12 protein-coding genes are annotated in these 17,079 nt (G+C 50.7%); 1 reads left to right on the forward strand and 11 read right to left on the reverse strand.

All coding sequences use genetic code 11. From position 1 onward, the window contains the following. Window positions 1–253 precede the first annotated feature (253 nt). The 4 genes from kdpB to ytxJ form a co-directional block, all read right to left on the reverse strand. Complete coding sequence (gene kdpB, locus GUA98_RS22445) at window positions 254–2,308, reverse strand: potassium-transporting ATPase subunit KdpB (protein ID WP_193724503.1); 2,055 nt, start codon at window positions 2,306–2,308, stop codon at window positions 254–256. Window positions 2,309–2,494: 186 nt separating this feature from the next. Beyond that, a complete protein-coding gene (gene kdpA / locus GUA98_RS22450) occupies window positions 2,495–4,174 on the reverse strand; it encodes a potassium-transporting ATPase subunit KdpA (RefSeq protein ID WP_193724442.1) in 1,680 nt (559 codons plus the stop codon). Between the two features lie 36 nt (window positions 4,175–4,210). After that, window positions 4,211–4,288, reverse strand: a complete 78-nt coding sequence (locus GUA98_RS30315; RefSeq protein ID WP_141236996.1) for a potassium-transporting ATPase subunit F — start codon at window positions 4,286–4,288, stop codon at window positions 4,211–4,213. Between the two features lie 291 nt (window positions 4,289–4,579). Then, entirely contained in the window at window positions 4,580–5,119 is a 540-nt protein-coding gene (ytxJ, locus tag GUA98_RS22460) for a bacillithiol system redox-active protein YtxJ (RefSeq protein WP_227779988.1), read from the reverse strand. Between the two features lie 209 nt (window positions 5,120–5,328). Between ytxJ and GUA98_RS22465 the strand changes: the two genes are divergently transcribed. Then, window positions 5,329–6,171, forward strand: a complete 843-nt coding sequence (locus GUA98_RS22465) for a hypothetical protein (protein ID WP_415753052.1) — start codon at window positions 5,329–5,331, stop codon at window positions 6,169–6,171. Between the two features lie 83 nt (window positions 6,172–6,254). Here the strand turns inward: GUA98_RS22465 and GUA98_RS22470 are convergent, their stop codons facing one another. The 7 genes from GUA98_RS22470 to GUA98_RS22500 all read right to left on the reverse strand — a co-directional run bounded on the left by GUA98_RS22470 (window position 6,255) and on the right by GUA98_RS22500 (window position 17,043). Then, on the reverse strand, window positions 6,255–6,683 hold the full coding sequence (locus GUA98_RS22470) for a VOC family protein (RefSeq protein WP_193724444.1): 429 nt from the start codon (window positions 6,681–6,683) through the stop codon (window positions 6,255–6,257). Between the two features lie 234 nt (window positions 6,684–6,917). Then, window positions 6,918–7,154, reverse strand: a complete 237-nt coding sequence (locus tag GUA98_RS22475) for a DNA-binding protein (protein WP_095293111.1) — start codon at window positions 7,152–7,154, stop codon at window positions 6,918–6,920. Between the two features lie 224 nt (window positions 7,155–7,378). Then, window positions 7,379–8,251 carry a sugar phosphate isomerase/epimerase family protein gene (locus GUA98_RS22480; RefSeq protein WP_153976536.1) on the reverse strand — a complete coding sequence of 291 codons (873 nt, stop codon included), beginning with the start codon at window positions 8,249–8,251 and terminating at the stop codon, window positions 7,379–7,381. Window positions 8,252–8,263: 12 nt separating this feature from the next. Further along, complete coding sequence (locus GUA98_RS22485; protein WP_193724445.1) at window positions 8,264–9,139, reverse strand: sugar phosphate isomerase/epimerase family protein; 876 nt, start codon at window positions 9,137–9,139, stop codon at window positions 8,264–8,266. 227 nt (window positions 9,140–9,366) lie between these two features. After that, window positions 9,367–12,465, reverse strand: a complete 3,099-nt coding sequence (locus GUA98_RS22490) for an alpha-mannosidase (RefSeq protein ID WP_193724446.1) — start codon at window positions 12,463–12,465, stop codon at window positions 9,367–9,369. Then, window positions 12,462–14,774: a glycoside hydrolase family 3 N-terminal domain-containing protein gene (locus GUA98_RS22495; RefSeq protein WP_193724447.1), complete on the reverse strand. Its 2,313-nt coding sequence runs from the start codon at window positions 14,772–14,774 to the stop codon at window positions 12,462–12,464. The genes GUA98_RS22490 and GUA98_RS22495 overlap by 4 nt, the downstream gene beginning before the upstream one ends. A 55-nt stretch (window positions 14,775–14,829) precedes the next feature. Beyond that, window positions 14,830–17,043, reverse strand: coding sequence for a helix-turn-helix domain-containing protein (locus tag GUA98_RS22500; protein WP_193724448.1), 2,214 nt, complete (start codon window positions 17,041–17,043; stop codon window positions 14,830–14,832). Between the last annotated feature and the right edge of the window lie 36 nt (window positions 17,044–17,079).

Genomic DNA, 17,079 nt, shown 5'->3' on the forward strand with positions numbered 1-17,079 from the left:
ACATCCTGAAATCTTTTATTTTAAAACAAAATTGAGCGTTACACTGTATCACTTCGATTACAGCCCCATCTTCCGATCGCTGTTATCCAATGATTTTTTGATCTATTCTCCTAATGGAGAAAATCCTTAGATAGCTTAGGCTTCCGATGTAGATTTTCTGCAGAAAGCTTTTAGGCGAACACTTCGTTTCTCCAGATTGGTTCTGTACTCTCTGTTAGCGTATAAAGGGGAATTCAATTTATATGAGTTAGTGTCACACCAGATGAAGCCCCGAAAGGATCAGGTCAATCAGCTTAATCCCAATAAAGGGCACAATCACGCCACCCACGCCATAGATCAATACATTGCGTCCGAGCAGCCGCTCGGCAGACATGGCCCGGTACTTCACACCCTTCATTGCAATCGGAATGAGCAGCGGGATGATGATTGCGTTAAAGATCAATGCCGATAGAATAGCCGATTGTGGTGAAGCCAGATTCATAATATTCAGCGATTGAAGCTGCGGCATGGCGATAATAAACATCGCCGGGATAATGGCAAAGTACTTCGCAATATCATTCGATATGGAAAAGGTGGTCAGTGCGCCGCGTGTGATCAGCAGCTGTTTCCCAATGGAGACCACCGACAGCAGCTTGGTCGGGTCAGAATCCAGGTCAATCATGTTGGCGGCTTCCTTGGCCGCCATGGTACCCGAATTCATCGCCAGACCCACATCGGCCTGCGCCAGGGCAGGCGCATCATTGGTGCCGTCGCCAGTCATGGCAACGAGCTTGCCTGCCTGCTGCTCTTTTTTGATCGCAGCAATCTTGTCTTCCGGCTTCGCTTCGGCAATAAAGTCATCCACGCCTGCTTCCAGTGCAATCGTAGCTGCCGTAAGAGGGTTGTCGCCTGTACACATGATCGTTTTGATGCCCATGGACCGCATCTCGGCAAACTTCTCCTTCAGACCGGGCTTCACTGTATCCTTCAAGTAGATTACACCGTAAATCCGGTCATCGATCGCAACGGCAAGGGGAGTGCCTCCGGCCTTAGCAATGCGATTGGCGATGTCATCCAGATCGGCAGGTATTCGTGCACCCCGGGAGGCAATATGATGCTTGATGGCATCTACTGCGCCTTTGCGAACCTGCATTCCGCTGCCAAGATTGAGACCCGACATACGGGTCTCGGCGGTAAACTCCACACTTTCCGTATCTGCATATTCCTGCTCCGGCCAGCGCTCTCCCTGCTTGCCTGCAAGCTCCACCACGGAGCGTCCTTCCGGCGTCTCATCACGAACCGAGGCCTGCAGCGCTGCCCGGGTCATCTCCTGCACAGTCACACCCTGAACGGGAATGAACTCGGAGGCCATGCGATTTCCGTACGTTATCGTTCCGGTTTTATCCAGAATCAGCGTATCAATATCCCCCGCCGCTTCCACCGCTTTCCCTGACATGGCGAGCACGTTGAACTGTGTGACCCGGTCCATTCCGGCAATCCCGATTGCGGACAACAGGCCGCCTATTGTTGTAGGAATAAGGCAAACCAGCAAAGCGATCAGTGTCGCCAAATCAAGACGAATGCCTAGGTAACTCGCCATCGGAACCATCGTCAGAATGACGATCAGGAAAATCAGGGTCAATACGGCCAGCAGCGTGGTCAGCGCGATTTCATTAGGCGTTTTCTGACGCTGCGCACCTTCAACCAGAGAGATCATTCGGTCAAGGAAGGATTCTCCCGGATCGGTCTGTACCCGCATGACGATATAGTCGGAAGTGACCCGTGTGCCTCCCGTTACAGAGGAAAAATCTCCGCCTGCTTCCTTGATGACCGGTGCCGATTCACCCGTGATGGCTGATTCGTCTATGGAGGCCAATCCCTCGATAATCTCGCCGTCCGTGGGGATCAGTTCTCCTGCTTCCACGCGGACAATATCTCCCTTTTTCAACTGAGTCGATGATACTTGCCGAATTGTCCCATCCTTTTGCATCAATTTGGCGGTCGTATCCGATTTCGTCTTGCGAAGGGTATCTGCCTGGGCTTTGCCCCGGCCTTCGGCGAGTGCTTCAGCAAAATTGGCAAACAGCAGCGTGAACAACAGGATGAGGAACACCGCCATGTTGTACCCCCGTCCCGCTTCCGATACAGCAAAAAGATTCGGATCGATACATAAGAGCAGCGTGATGAACGTACCCACTTCCACGATAAACATGACGGGATTTTTGATCATAACCATCGGATTCAGTTTCTTGAAGGCGTCCAGAGAGGCTTGTCGTACGATGTCCCCGCTTAATCTCTTTTTGCTTGGACCTTGGTGGTGGGGATTCATCTCCCTCCCCTCACCCTTTCCGCTTGGTCTGTATGTTTCTTGGTCTGTTTCTGCAATTGCTTGGTTACTTGTTCCTTCCACCATGTGTTCCTTCTTTCGCTCTATAGCACCCATTAATTTCGTGCACCTCCATGCTTAACGTCCTTGCTGTACTTCCCTTGTTCCATCCCATAGACTGTCCTTCCGTTACCGGAGCATCGCCAAATGCTCAGCGATCGGCCCAAGCGCCAGGGATGGGAAGAAGGTGAGCGCTCCGACCACCACAATCATCATCACCAGAATCCCTGCAAATAAAGGGGTATGTGTACGAAGTGTACCCGTTGTTACCGGAACTACTCGTTTCATTGCCAGGGATCCTGCAATCGCGAGCATGGCAATCATGGAGATATACCTTCCCAGAAGCATCACCACACCAATGGCGATATTGTAAAAGTCCGTATTGGCATTCAGTCCGGCAAAAGCCGACCCATTATTGGCAGCACCCGATGCAAAAGCATAAAGCACTTCGGTCAGGCCATGCATGCCAGAATTCGAGATCGAGGCTACCGCTTCGGGTCGCATAAGCGCCAGCGCAGTTGGAGCCAAAATAATCAAGGGATGGATCAGCAGCGCAATCGATGCAAGCTTTACTTCTTTCCCTTCAATTTTCTTGCCCAGAAATTCAGGTGTCCGTCCTACCATCAATCCGGAGATAAACACGGCCAGAATGACGTACAGCAGTCCGTTAAGCAGGCCTACCCCTTTACCGCCAAAAACGTTATTGAGCATCATTTCAGCAAGTGCCACCATTCCGCCGAGCGGCGTGAGCGACTCATGCATATTGTTGACGGATCCCGTTGTTGCAGCTGTAGTCACTGCGGTGAATAACGCCGATTCGGCTATCCCAAACCTGACCTCTTTCCCCTCCATATTGCCTTGAATGCCGGCGGCATCCAGTGCAGGTATACCGCGGTACTCTGATACAAAAACAGTCGTGAGCATCACAAGAAACAGAAAGCTCATCGCTGCAAACAATGCCCAGCCTTGCTTCCGGTTGTTTACCATCAGTCCGAATGCATACACCAGTGCAGTGGGCAGCAGCATCATACAGACAATGTGGACCAGATTCGCCAGCGCCGTAGGATTCTCGAATGGATGAGCTGCATTGGTTCCAAACCAGCCGCCACCATTCGTACCAATATGTTTGATCGACTCCAATGAAGCAACCAATCCGCGGGTGATTGTCTGCTCTCCGCCTTCCAGCGTAGTCGCGTTCACCGCCCCTGCAAGCGTCTGCGGCACACCCTGAAAGACCAGGAATACGGCCACAATGAAGCTCAGCGGCAAAAAGATCCGTGTAATCGACCGCACCAGGTCGACATAGAAGTTCCCCAGTTCATCCTTCCGGCCAACCAGTCCGCGGATGAATGCAATCGCTACAGCGAAGCCTGTTGCCGCCGATGTAAACATCGGGAACGTCACAGCCAGCATCTGTGACAGATATGACAGGGCATTCTCGCCCGTATACGACTGCCAGTTGGTGTTGGTCATGAAGGATGCTGCTGTATTAAACGCCTGCGCTGCAGGCATGTTGCTGATGCCATCCGGGTTGAGCGGCAGAAACTGCTGCAGCCGCAGCACCAGAAACATCAAAATCAACATGACGAAGTTGGAAATGAGCACGGCTGAAAGGTATTTTTTCCAGCCCATCGACTCATTCTCCTGAACCCCCATTAATTGATAGAGCAGTCGTTCAGGTCCACCGAAGATCCGGTCCAGTCCTGTCCGCTTGCCATCGAATACCTTGACCAGATAACTACCCACCGGTTTCACCAGCAGGATGATGATCAGCAGCGTGACCGCCACTTGTAATAAACCGCTACCCATATCCTTAGTTCCTCCCTAATCTGCGATCCAAATGATTCAGAACTTCTCCGGCTTCACGAGCACATAGCCCAGATAGACCATCAGTGCCAGCACAATTATTCCTATAACGGTCATATGCACCTTCCCCTCTCTGGCTATAGCCCTAGGCTCTCTCGCAGAACTTAATGAAACCCCAGAACACTACGAACAGCAGCACAACCAATCCGATCATTGCAGCATCACTCACCATATGCCCTTCCTCCCTCTCTCTACCGTTCTTTCATCCTGCTACGTGTAAAATCTTATACCTGAACGCTGTAAAAAGGGGGTAAAGAAATCCCAGCCAGGGTGTAAAAAAAACGTAAAAATAGACCCGTTTCTTCGCCATTGGGCTGAAAGAAAACGGGTCTATCGGTAATTTGATCTTTATCCAAACGGATTCTGTGCCCATTGCAGCAGTCTCTTCTTCGTGATTTTGCCGTGGGATGTGTGCTTGATGACCTTTCCTTGATCCAGGAGCAGCACCTGTGGCGATTCATGATGTACCTCTGTTTCCTCCGCAATCCGGCGGGAGAGCGGGCGATTCTCGATGACTTTGACGATATGATAGTCCATCTTCTGTTTGGGATCGGACGCGTTGGAGCCCACAAAGGCCATAAACTCGCGGTACGCTCTCGCGCTGATCGGGCAGGTGGTGCTGTGCTTCAGGATGAGTACGGGATGATCCTCCGAAGATTGAAGTGCCGCTTCCCAGTCTTCCTGTCTGCGGAGTTCACGGACATGCTCCTGCAACATATCTTCCGTACCGGCAATCACCCGTTTGCTTACCACTGATCCAATCACAACGCCAAGGGCCACGCCAAAAGCAATGCCGAGCGCGAGCTGATCCGTTGCCGTACCAATACTCACTCCGAGTGCTAGGCCTAACCCAAGCCATAGAGCCTGGGGATTCACTTTTTTCTCCATGGTGACCATCCTTTCAGAGGATATGTATAATAAGGTTCTATAACAATTTTCTGTCCTGTATTCTCCTCAAATTATACCATAGGCATGCCTTGGATCGACTTTTATAAAATGCATCTCCGGGTATATACTTGTGATACACTGATTGTAAATTGGAAACGATGAATGGAGAAACAATGGAAAGGCGGAATCACGAGATGACATATGCTTTTATGATAGAGCCTCAGCATTATATCCCCCTGGACAACGATGAGGAACTCATTGAAAAGTGCCAGGAGTGGGGCCTGCTTTCCGGTAAAGCAACCAAGCTCAAAACGTTCTACTATAAAGGAAACGGACTGAACACCCCCTGTACCATCATTGGTTATGTGGATCATATGGCAGCCGTCATCCAACTGGATAATGAACAGAAACACTGCATTCATCCCTCTTATCTGAAAGAGATGCAAGCGTCGAGCTACAATGTAAGACCCGTGACGGCAGCAGAAACAGATAAGGCGAGTGAGCCATTGAACGATTCCCGGACAGAGGACACAGCATATGCTGTTACTGCTTCAGTCGCCGTGGATCCCATATCCGATTCAGACGGCATTCCATCGGATCTGAATGACATGGACATCGATGCCGGGGAAAGCCATTCCGGACTGAAAGGTGACCCGGACGGACTCGTAGAGGAATATGTTGGCCCACAAGGTGGGACAAGCAGTGAAGCGAAACCGAAGGCGAAGGCGGCAAGCAAGGCGAAATCGGTCAAGATTGACCTGCCTGAAGGCAAAGTGAAAATGACGGCAGTCGTGAAGGAATTTACAACGGTTCCGAACCATTTCTCCGACAATGATGATGAAGTCATCGTTTATGAAGGCGTGGCCATCACCGAGCCTGACCACGTGGAACTTGGTGAAGCCTGGTCCAGCCATAGTGCCACGATGAAGAAGCAGGAGCTTGAAGTCGGGGATGTCCTTACTTTTGAAGCAAAGATCATTAAGAAGAAGCTCACTCGAAATCCGGTGCCCTATAAGATCAACAATCCTTCCAAGATTCAAAAGCAAGTCTAAGCCAAAAAGACCTCCAGCTCGCGTGATGAAAATCAGGCAGTGGAGGTCTTTGCTTTTTTTATGAATAGAGCGAAGACAAATGGTTATGCTTGGCTGGGTGTACAGCTAATTTGGAACTGAACGCCGTACTTGTCGGTAACCATGCCGTATGCCGGGCTCCAGAATGTCTCCTGGATTGGCATTTTCACCTCTCCGCCTTCTTCGAGCTTGTTAAAAATGTGCTTGGCTTCATCTGCAGTATCCGTATTCACGGTAACACTGATGTTGTTACCAATGACATGAGGCATGCCCGGGAACGTATCCGACAGCATGAGCAAAGAGCCCCCGATCTGTAGAGAAGCATGCATGATGCGATCCTTGGCTTCTGGCGGAATCGGATGATCCGGACTTGACGGACCTTCACCAAATGTCTGAATTGCCAACACTTCTGCGTTAAAAACCTCTTTGTAGAAAGCGACTGCTTCCTTCCCGTTTCCATCCGTGACAAGATACACATTCAAACTAATCGCCATGCGTTCTTCATCTCCTTAAGCTCATGTTTTGACAACCATTCCTGCCGCTTGCGACATGAGTATATAGGACAGGTTGTCCTTTGACAAGCAGGTATTTCCTTCTTTTAAAGCAATACCCTAACCGGTCCGATCTTATCCCCGGACTCTCCTGAGATAAGGGGCATATACTCCATTTATTGAAATAAAAAACAACCACCTACCGAACTCGTGTCGGTAAGATGGCTGATATAAGGACTATATGGATTTGTTCTTCTTGACGATGTCGGCAATTTCGCTCTCCAGCAACAAATACCGATGCACGCTTCGCATAATGGGCACCTTGGTTAACTTGTTTTTATCCACATACAGTTTCATTTGGTCTTTTGATAAACCAAGCAGCGTGCCTGCTTCAGAAACGGTCAATACAACCTCGGGGTTGGTGGCGTTAAATGTCTTCTTCACTTTCTGATTCCAGTCCTCAAATACCTGCATAGATCAGTGATCTCTCCTATCCATAGCCAGTATATTTCCAGGCTGAATAGATTCAGTATACCACACTTGTGATCTTCGTCACTTGATCCTTGCACAAAACCAATATATGTTAGCTTTACCGAGAGTACACTCGCAGATCAGTCGGCACAAATACAATCGTATGAAACAGCCAAAAAAGCCACTTTAAAGTAAAGTGGCCCGAAATATATAACCGAATGATTGCCTTATGCTTCTTCCCAAAATCGGCGCAGGTTGTCCATCGCAATCCGGGAGGCGGACTTACACTCTTCCATGCCTTCGAATTCCACCGTAATGTTGCCATCGTAACCAAAATCCTTGATCAGTTTCACAATTTTCCGGATCGGGATATCTCCATGCCCCACAATGGCTCCGCGCAGAAAATTGCCATGAGTTGTGGTGAACCAATCACCGCCACCCGGATGTTCATCAAATGGACGGAAATAAAAGTCCTTGAAATGAACCAGGGAGGCGTAAGGCAAATTCTTCATCACACCAATTATCGGATTCTCATCCACACACATGAAGTTGCCGATATCCAACGTCGTTTTAAAATTAGGGCGGTCCACAGCCTGCAGCACTCGCTGCACACGATCACTCGCCTGCACACTGAAGCCGTGGTTCTCAATCGTCGTTGTAATGCCGAACTGTGCGGCATAGTCTGCGATAATCTGGCTTCCCCGAACCATGAGCGGCAGATGCTGCTCAAACCAGGCAATGGTCATGTTTTCTTTCGGCAAGGTAAAGGCCGTCACGTCATGACGCATATGTTTGACACCCATTCGGTGCACGACATCGACATGCCTTTTGACCCGGGCCATTTCTTCCTCAAAAGCCTCTTCCGTCTCCTGCACAAAATTGGCTGGCATCGAATAATTGGACAGCTCTATGCCTGCAGAAGCGGCACGCTCCCGAATCGCATCAGCCAGCTCCGGGTTATCTTCCACCGTGTAGCCGTACGGGACCATTTCCATATGCTCGCCGCCATTTGCCGCAATCCAGTCGATCACGTCCAGAACTGTCATCTCGCCCGACTTCAAATCGTTCAACAAGCTATACGTACTCAGGCCCACCTTCATCTTCTCAGCTCCCTACCGGTATTGTTTGATAAATCCGACCGCCTTGCGGATATCCTGTTCAGGCTGATCGCCGACTTCGCGCTCAATCGTCAGGTACCCTGTATAACCAATCTCCTGAAGAGCAGCGAAATAGCTGTCAAAATCTACTCCACCCTCTCCGAGCGGCACCTCGCGGAAAAAGGTACCTGAGGATACCATTTCGGCAATTTTCTCATGATCCATTGGCGCATACCCCACTGCACCGTATACATCCCTTGGGTCGACTTCCTTCAGGCGTACGCCATCCTTCACATGGGTATGTACGATGTAGTCCTTCAGCAGACGCACACCCTGAGCCGGGTCATCCCCCGTCACCATCACCATGTTGGCCGGGTCAAAATTGACCGAAACCCCGTTCGTTGAGAGGGTATCCAGGAATCCTTTCAAATCAGCTGCCGTCTCCGGTCCTGTCTCAATTGCAAAGTACGCTCCTGCACTTTTGGCATACTGACCAAGCTCTTCACATGCTGCGTGCAGCGTAGCGTATACCTCTGAGGCAGGGTCATGCGGGACAATGCCAATGTGGGTTGTCACAATATTGGTACCCAGATCAAGAGCCAGGTCCACGATGCGCTTGGACTTCTCGACTTTCCATAGGTTATCTTCCTTCACCTGAAATCCGTGACCGCCCAGGTCGCCGACCAGAGCTGAAATTTCAAGACCGAGGGAATCAATGTAGCTTTTTAGCTCCTTGCGTGCTGCGGGAGACAGATTTTCCGGATCCATCTCTCCCTTGACTGCATAGATTTGCACCCCTTCAGCACCCACATCCTTGGCCTTTTTCAACCCTTCACGCACTCCTACGCCGAAGCTATCCACGATTACACCGATCTTGTTCGTTAATGTCATGTCATGCCCTCCCGTGAATTGGTATTTTCAAAACAGGATACTGTCCGAGCCGATATTCAGATGACTTTGGACGTCCAAGATAGAGAAGTGACTCTTCATCGACTCTTCCTCATCATAACTAAAGTATGAGTCGCCGTCACATATCAATCCAGCACCTTTTTATATCCTTTTACGTCATTTACCGAGTAGGTTCCAAGCGGTCTGTCTAGGCAATGCCTGGCTAATCCTTAATCAACAGGACTAAGTTTCACCGATTTGATCTCATAAGGTCTAAATGTTAGCTCGAATGCGCCTTTCTGAGAAGCAAGCGGATGTATTTCATCCTCCAACAGGTTAACAATTGACACCTCTACATTCTGTTCTTTCCACTGGGCCTGTACCCTCTCCCGGCCCCCTGACGATTCATAGAAACGAAGTATCGTTCCCGTACCATCTTCCGAGGCCTTCACCGTATCCAGGATGACATGCTTGCTCTGGTAATCAATCCAGGCGTGCTCCGCAGGTAGGACGCCCGCATGTCTGCCTGCGGCAACGGCCTGAACCGGATGATTCAGCTCCATCGCTTGACGTACGACCCCAGCTTCCCGCCAATCGCCCTGGTGGGGCAATACTGAATACGTAAATTCATGTTCGCCCTGATCGGCATGTTCATCCGGCCACTTCGGAGCACGCAGCAGAGACAGGCGAATGGTCCGATCCTTGATGTCGTATCCATATTTGCAGTCATTCAGCAGACTTACTCCGCTATTGCCCTCAGAGATATCCGCCCAGCGATGCCCGCAGACCTCAAACTGTGCCTGTTCCCAGCTGGTGTTGTTATGTGTCGGCCGTTCCAGCGCACCAAACGGGATTTCATACGTTGCTTTCGCAGCCACCAGATCCACTGGAAAGGCTACCTTGAGCAGCTTATGACTCTCATTCCAGCTGACCTTTGTCTGGAAATCCACCCGGCGCTGATGACGATAAAATACGATATCCTGGCTGATGTCTGATTCATTCAACTTCCAGCGAAACCGTAGTACATCCTTGGCTGCGCCCCGCTGTACAATCTCCTTCGAAATTAGCTGAACCTTGCCTGCAGGCTGAGATTCGAACCTCGGATCAATGTCCCATGCATCCCAGTAAGTTGGCTTGTCGTGGAAAAATTGCAGCTCATTAGCTTTGTCGCCTGGCTTCAACCACTCCCGACCCACAGATTTGTCGTACCATCTGGTAATCTCGCCGATCTCGTTGAATTCAACCATATAAAATGGGGTCTCCCAACTGGAAGGGAAAGAGTCCTCCATCCATGCAGCCGGAGCAGAATGCTTGTCTGGGCGAAGCCATATCGTCGTATAACCAAACGCAGGGATGGATGGGATAACGACAGACAAGGTTCGTACGTCTTCCTTTTCCACCAGATCACAATCCATCTGATTACCGTTCTGGTCAAAGGCTGCCATGTCGCTGAGTTCAGCACCCCCGCTAAGGGTCACCACTTCTCCTCGCTCCCAGCCCAAACTGTTAAATATGACATACGGTATGCCTTCCCATCCATCCGTTACAATGCGCTCTGCAAGGCTGCCGAGTGAATTATTCAGAGCTGACGTGCCCAGCTCAAACACCCTCGTGTACTCTTCTGCAGACGTAACGTAAGCTTCCGGAATGGATGTGCCAGGGATAATATCATGGAACTGATTCAGCATCATCAGTTTCCATCCGTCGTCCAGGTTGCTCTTGATCTGCTCTGCTTCAGTCCCTGCAAACTGCCCCCAGATTTCTGCATCCCGATACAGCACCTCAGCCTTGCGATTGCTGCGTTTATTTCGCGCATGCGTCGTATATGTTCCGCGATGCAGTTCCAGATACAGGTCGCCATGCCATTTCGGTAATGCTGGATTGCTGGCTGAAATCTCTTCAAAAAAGGCCTGAGCCGTGCTGAATGTGCTGATTGGCTGACCCACCATGAACTGGGCACGCTCCGCGAACTCAACCATCTCATGTGTAACCCCGCCCCCACCGTCTCCATGTCCATAGAGCAGCATCTGCTCCGGATGCAGATCCTTCTGTTTATAGGATTGCCAGTGTTCATCCACATCCTTGGGACGCGTATGCTCATTCACCCCGTGATTGAGATACGCCAGCACTGAGGTACCATCTATGCCTACCCAGTCGAACAGGTCGTAAGGAAACGCATTGGTGTCATTCCAGTTGAGCTTGGTGGTCATAAAATAGGAAACATTCGCAAGCTGAAGTATTTGCGGCAGGGACGCACAGTAGCCAAAAGTGTCCGGCAGCCATTCGATGCTTGAGCGCTTGCCAAACTCCTCCTGGTAGAAGTTCTGTCCGTACAGGATCTGTCGCACCAGGGACTCTCCGCTCGGGATATTCAAGTCCGGTTCTACCCACATGCCACCGACAAGTTCCCATCGACCCTCGGCAATGCGAGCCTTCACCCGTTCGTACAGATCCGGATAATGCTCCTTCACGAAGGCGTATAGCTGAGGCTGGCTCTGTGAATACACGAACCCCGGATGTTCGTCCATTAAGGTACACATCGTGGAGAAGGTACGGCTGGACTTGCGCACGGTTTCCCGAACTGGCCAGAGCCAGGCGATATCAATATGTGACTGTCCCACTAGATGCATGAATCCATCCCGTTCTTCTTCCGGGTCCTGCTCCTGTACGGACTGTGCAAGTGATTGTTCGAAGCCCTGCACCCACGCTGGCTCTTCCCAACGCTTCGGCTCGTTGTACATCTCATCCATGACTTGGTGAATGGCCCGAACCAGCCGGATACGCTTCAGATCTTTTTCAGGCAGCGCCTTTAGCGATTCTGCAAGCACCGTTACGCTATACATGAGGCTTTGCAGCGGACGGTTGATATGTACGAGGGCTGAACGTATTCCCCGAATCGGCGGCTGTATGACCGCCTGGCGATTCAGTGGATCATGCGGCTCCGGAATGGGGTCATACAGCTCAATCTCCAGCAGGGGTGATTCCCCAACCCGGCTTCGGGGAAGCGGGACCAGCCAATGATTGCGATCCAGTCCGTGATACGGCTTGCCATTCACCTTCAGCAATCCTTCACCACCCGCTTCAAAAGTCAAAGCAATGGCATGATCCTCCCAATCGCCAGGGATTTCAATGAGCTTGCTCATAAAATAAGTCGTTCCATGTGTACTATGAAGGGGGTTTACAGATTGGACGGAGGCCTCTTCCTGCTCCATCTGGTATTCCCCAGGCCGTATATATTTGGCCTTCTCCATCTGCCATTCGGGCAGCTCCACCTTCGCTAACCATTGCTGCTGTGACATATCCTCTATAAATCGGCTTATCCGAATCATACCGGTCCCACCTCACTTCGCACTTGTAAATCGGATGCCTTCCACTTCTTAGAGCTGCTGCCAACCATCAGACGGAACTTGCCCGGCTCAACCACCCACTGATAGCGGGAGTCCATGAGCTCCAGGTGCTCTGCATTCACGGTAAAAGTAACCGTTTGGGTCTGTCCGGGCTCCAGATAGATCTTGCGAAAACCCTTAAGTGACATTTCCGGCCGAGTGACGGAAGCAGCTTCGTCCGTTATATAGAATTGCACAACCTCGGCTCCAGCTACCTTACCTGTATTCGTGACCTCCACCTGAACCTCAGCCTCACCATTCGGTTCGATCATTTCAGGCACAACTCTCACATGGTCATACTCGAATTCGGTATAGCTGAGTCCGAAGCCAAACGGATATTGCGGCTCCAGATCCATCTCCAAATATCTCTTCCCCCGCGTACGTCTGGCATTGTAAACGACAGGGAGCTGTCCGACATGTTTCGGAATGGAGATCGTCAGACGCCCGGACGGATTCACATCTCCAAACAGAATGTCTGCCACCGCATTACCGCCTTCCTGTCCCGGGTACCAGGCCTCCAAAATGGCATGCACATGCTCGTCGATCCACGGTTCTGCAATAGGTCGCCCGTTTATATATACGACAACCACGGGTTTCCCCAACTTATATACCTCCTGCACCAATTCCAGCTGCACACCCATCAGATTCAGCGATGAACGGTCGATACCTTCACCACATTCCATATCATTCCATGGATTATCCGTTACAACTGATGCACCCGTTCGCAGATCAATTGTGCCTTCCCCGAAGTCGCGAGCGCTTGATCCACCCATAACCATCACAATGACATCGGCCTGTTCAGCACAAGCGAGCGCTTGCGCAAAGCCCTCCCTGGAATCACCTTTGATCCGGCAGCCGGGTGCATACAGGATTTGTTCTGCCTCAGCACCAACCTTGCGGCGTATGCCTTCCAGCACCGTAACGATCTGTCCACTTGGTTGTGGTGAGGTGTAGTCTCCCAACTGGTTATACGTATGATTGGCGTTCGGACCCAGTACCGCGATCTTCGGATTCGTCTTGGTGAGCGGAAGGAGATTCCCCTCATTTTTGAGCAAAACAATCCCTTCCTGGGCTGCCTTCCTTGCCAGCTCCACATGCTCTTTGCAACCAATCACTCGCTCCGCAAAGTCTGGGTCGACATAAGGCTGCTCGAACAGCCCCAATCTAAACTTCATCTCCAGAATCCGCCATACCGCTGTATCCAGATCCTGATGACGAATCAATCCCTGCTCAAGTGCCTTCGCCAGATGTTTACGATACATGAATCCGGACATCTCCATGTCCACACCCGCTTGAAGGGACTGAGCTACAGCCTGCTCCCCGGTCTCGGCTGTGTTGTGTCCGCTAACCAGCATCTGAATGGCACCAAAGTCGGTGATGACAAACCCCTCAAAGCCCCACTGCTCGCGCAGGAGATCATTCAACAGATACGTGCTGGAAGTGCACGGTACACCATCAATCTCGTTGTACGCAGCCATCACAGAGCATGCGCCGGCCTCCACCGCCTTTTTGAAAGGCAGCAGGTCTACCTCGTGCAGCTCGCGCTGACCCATATGCACAGGAGCGGCATTACGCCCTCCTTCTGAGCTTCCATAGCCCGCAAAATGCTTCAGCGTGGCCATAATGGTCCGGTCCGAATCGAGACGTTCCCCCTGTAATCCCCTGATCGCTTCCACAGCCAACTCACCAATCAGATACGGGTCTTCGGCAAAACACTCCTCGGTTCGTCCCCATCTTGGGTCCCGCACCACATCTAGCACAGGCGAATAGGTTGCAGCTCCGCCCTGGCTGCGAGTCTCGACCGCAATGGCCTCACACATCTTGCGATACAATTCCGTGTTCCACGTGCTTCCTACGGTCAGCGGCACCGGAAATACCGTTGCCCCGATCGCCATATGGCCATGCGAGCATTCCTCCCCGAACAAAATGGGAATGCCCAGACGCGATTTTTCAATCGCATACCGCTGAATTTCATTGGTGGCAGCCGCTCCCTGGCCCGGGGTCAGCCCGGTTTCCAGTGTTACCTCGGTCCACGGGTCGGCACGAAGCACGCCGTATAGAGAACCAACGCCACCCTGCGCGATATTTTCTTTGAATTCCTCCGTCACTTGTACGGTGCCATCCGACTCTTTCTGGTATGTCTTCCAGCCCATTGGCTGGATCAGCTGACCAATTTTCTCTTCCGTAGTCATCTGTTCAAGCAAATTCTGTACCCGCTCGGGTATCGGTAACGAAGCATCTCTATAATCCATGTGCACATTCTCCTTATGCATTTGGCTTGGCTTGCTGCTTGTGTTCCACTTGAGATCAAATGGCTTTTCGGTAATCGCTCGGTGCGACTCCTACCACATTTTTGAAGGCCCGGTTGAAGGAGTTGTAATTCGTGTATCCGACTTCCTCGCTGATCTCCTGAATGGCCTTATCTGTCTCCTGCATTAACTGTTTGGCCTTTTCAATCCGCTGACTGATCAGCAAATCCACAAATTTCTCACCAATCTCATCCTTGAAAAGCTTGCTTAAATATTTCGGGTTAATATCGAACAGGTCACTCAAATAATTCAAAGACAGATCCGGATTGTTATAGTTCTCTTCGATATACTTGCGAATCTCCAGAATATGCGTCCGGTGTTTCTTGGAACAACGAAGCGCCTGCATCTGTCCGGCAAGTGTCTGGAACCCATCCTTACACAATTCCTGCAGATCCTCGGCCGTTTCCCAATCCTCCACATTCCGAAGCAGATGACCCATGACCTCCGCCCACAGCTCGTGGTACTCACGAGGCAGCTCTGCGAATTCCCGGTTCACATGCTGGAACAGCAGCTGGATCGTGTTCATGATTTCCTGACGGGATAGCATCGAGACATGAATCTGCTCAAACAGTTTGTCAAAATGCTTACTCCAATCGTCATCAGACAGCCGCATGGCCTGCACCAACAGCGATATGGTCTTCAAGAACTCATACACATCATTGGTTGAGCCTGGTACATCACCATATGGAATAATTCGGTTCACACCCAGCACCGCTTTGTAATCGAGTGCATGGACCGCTTCCTTGAAGGATGCTCTGAGACCACGCAGATCAACAGCCACCCGCCCAATTCCAATGGTTACCGTGAAGTTCAGATACTGCTCGACCTGATCCAGATAGCCTTCCAGCAGCCTGCGTTCACTCTCTTCCGGCTGCGGTGTGTCTGGCAACCACAAGATGGCATATAGGCGATGGTCCGAGATCCACTCCGCCCATACTTCCGTATCTTCCTTGCGGGCGCTCTCCTGCAGAATGCTGGACAATACAAATTTCAGTAGGGACTGGTCCTGCACATGATATTCTTCAATGAAGCGGGAATAGCGGTCAATTTCAACGACCATTACGGTCCATCTGTCGTCCAATTGCGGCAGACTGAACCTGTTCATCTCGGCCGAGAGTTCATCGGCAGTAAATTCCCTCGTTCCCTCCAGCAGTTCCTGAAAGAAGTATTTTTTCTTCAAAATCAGATTCTCTTCGTACTCCTCCTGATACTGCTTCGTCTGGTCAATCATTTGTTCCAGCGTGGCTTGGATAAATCGGAATTCGTTCTCCTTGGAATGGCCGATGCCTGGCTGTTTCTGTGAAGCAACCGTCTCAATTAACGTGACGATCTGCTGAATCGGCTTGTAATTCCTGCGAGTTACATAGATCACCCACACCACACCAATCAGGACAACAGCCACGGCAAACACAAACCAGATATTGTAGAATTTCAGAGCAAATTTGACGACTTTGCCGTTGTTCAGCCCTGTTTGTACCTTCCAACCGCTGTAGCTTGAAGTAAACTCGGAGAAGACTTCGCCGGAAGAGGCTTTGGCTTCGTGCTCTTCTGTCACACTGCTGTCCCATAGATTGCCGCCCGACCGATTGTAGATGTTGACGAAGGTGAACTCCGGATCATACATCTGCATAATGGATTTCTGCAGTGTCTGAAGGTCGACATTCACCACAATCAGGCCGCTCCCATTGCCAACGCCGCGGATCAGTGTAATGACTTGTTTCCCTTCCTCTGTGGGAAAGGCCCTGAAGGTTCTTCCGCCGACCCATTTCTGCGTTTCTGCCGCCCGGCTGTCTTCTATAAATGCTGCATCCGGGAACTCCTCAATGGGCACGGGCTTGCCATTGCTGAATACCTTGTCATCCCTGTACCGGACCATATAAATGGAGTCGATCAGCGGATATTCTATTTTCAATTCGTCGATAACCTGAACTGCCTGAATGCCGGCATAGACATCATCACTTCCGGTTATCGCGTAATAATTTTTCAGATTCGGATTGGTCAAAATCTCGCGCAGCACCTTGAAATCGATCGAGCGCAGGGAATTATCCAAATACTGCGTCACTTGTGAAGCCAGAAATTCATTGGCCTTGAGCGCTTCCTTGCGGTTCTGTTCATTGAAAATCTGGAAAAAGATAATAAATAGAATCGTAGTCACAATAAAGAACACAGGCAGATACGAAAGCAGCAAACGTCTAAACCAATTGTTGTTCATCCCCAAGGTCCCCCCACCACTGTTTATACATGTGAC

Source organism: Paenibacillus sp. P13VS (assembly GCF_015143645.1).
Lineage (GTDB): Bacteria > Bacillota > Bacilli > Paenibacillales > Paenibacillaceae > Paenibacillus > Paenibacillus xylanilyticus_A.

What these genes read in the sequence shown, in the direction of transcription:
- kdpB (WP_193724503.1), bottom strand. Translation starts at nt 2,308, where the DNA reads ATGAATCCCCACCACCAAGGTCCAAGCAAAAAGAGATTAAGCGGGGAC.
- kdpA (WP_193724442.1), bottom strand. Translation starts at nt 4,174, where the DNA reads ATGGGTAGCGGTTTATTACAAGTGGCGGTCACGCTGCTGATCATCATC.
- GUA98_RS30315 (WP_141236996.1), bottom strand. Translation starts at nt 4,288, where the DNA reads ATGACCGTTATAGGAATAATTGTGCTGGCACTGATGGTCTATCTGGGC.
- ytxJ (WP_227779988.1), bottom strand. Translation starts at nt 5,119, where the DNA reads ATGGAGAAAAAAGTGAATCCCCAGGCTCTATGGCTTGGGTTAGGCCTA.
- GUA98_RS22465 (WP_415753052.1), top strand. Translation starts at nt 5,329, where the DNA reads ATGATAGAGCCTCAGCATTATATCCCCCTGGACAACGATGAGGAACTC.
- GUA98_RS22470 (WP_193724444.1), bottom strand. Translation starts at nt 6,683, where the DNA reads ATGGCGATTAGTTTGAATGTGTATCTTGTCACGGATGGAAACGGGAAG.
- GUA98_RS22475 (WP_095293111.1), bottom strand. Translation starts at nt 7,154, where the DNA reads ATGCAGGTATTTGAGGACTGGAATCAGAAAGTGAAGAAGACATTTAAC.
- GUA98_RS22480 (WP_153976536.1), bottom strand. Translation starts at nt 8,251, where the DNA reads ATGAAGGTGGGCCTGAGTACGTATAGCTTGTTGAACGATTTGAAGTCG.
- GUA98_RS22485 (WP_193724445.1), bottom strand. Translation starts at nt 9,139, where the DNA reads ATGACATTAACGAACAAGATCGGTGTAATCGTGGATAGCTTCGGCGTA.
- GUA98_RS22490 (WP_193724446.1), bottom strand. Translation starts at nt 12,465, where the DNA reads ATGATTCGGATAAGCCGATTTATAGAGGATATGTCACAGCAGCAATGG.
- GUA98_RS22495 (WP_193724447.1), bottom strand. Translation starts at nt 14,774, where the DNA reads ATGGATTATAGAGATGCTTCGTTACCGATACCCGAGCGGGTACAGAAT.
- GUA98_RS22500 (WP_193724448.1), bottom strand. Translation starts at nt 17,043, where the DNA reads ATGAACAACAATTGGTTTAGACGTTTGCTGCTTTCGTATCTGCCTGTG.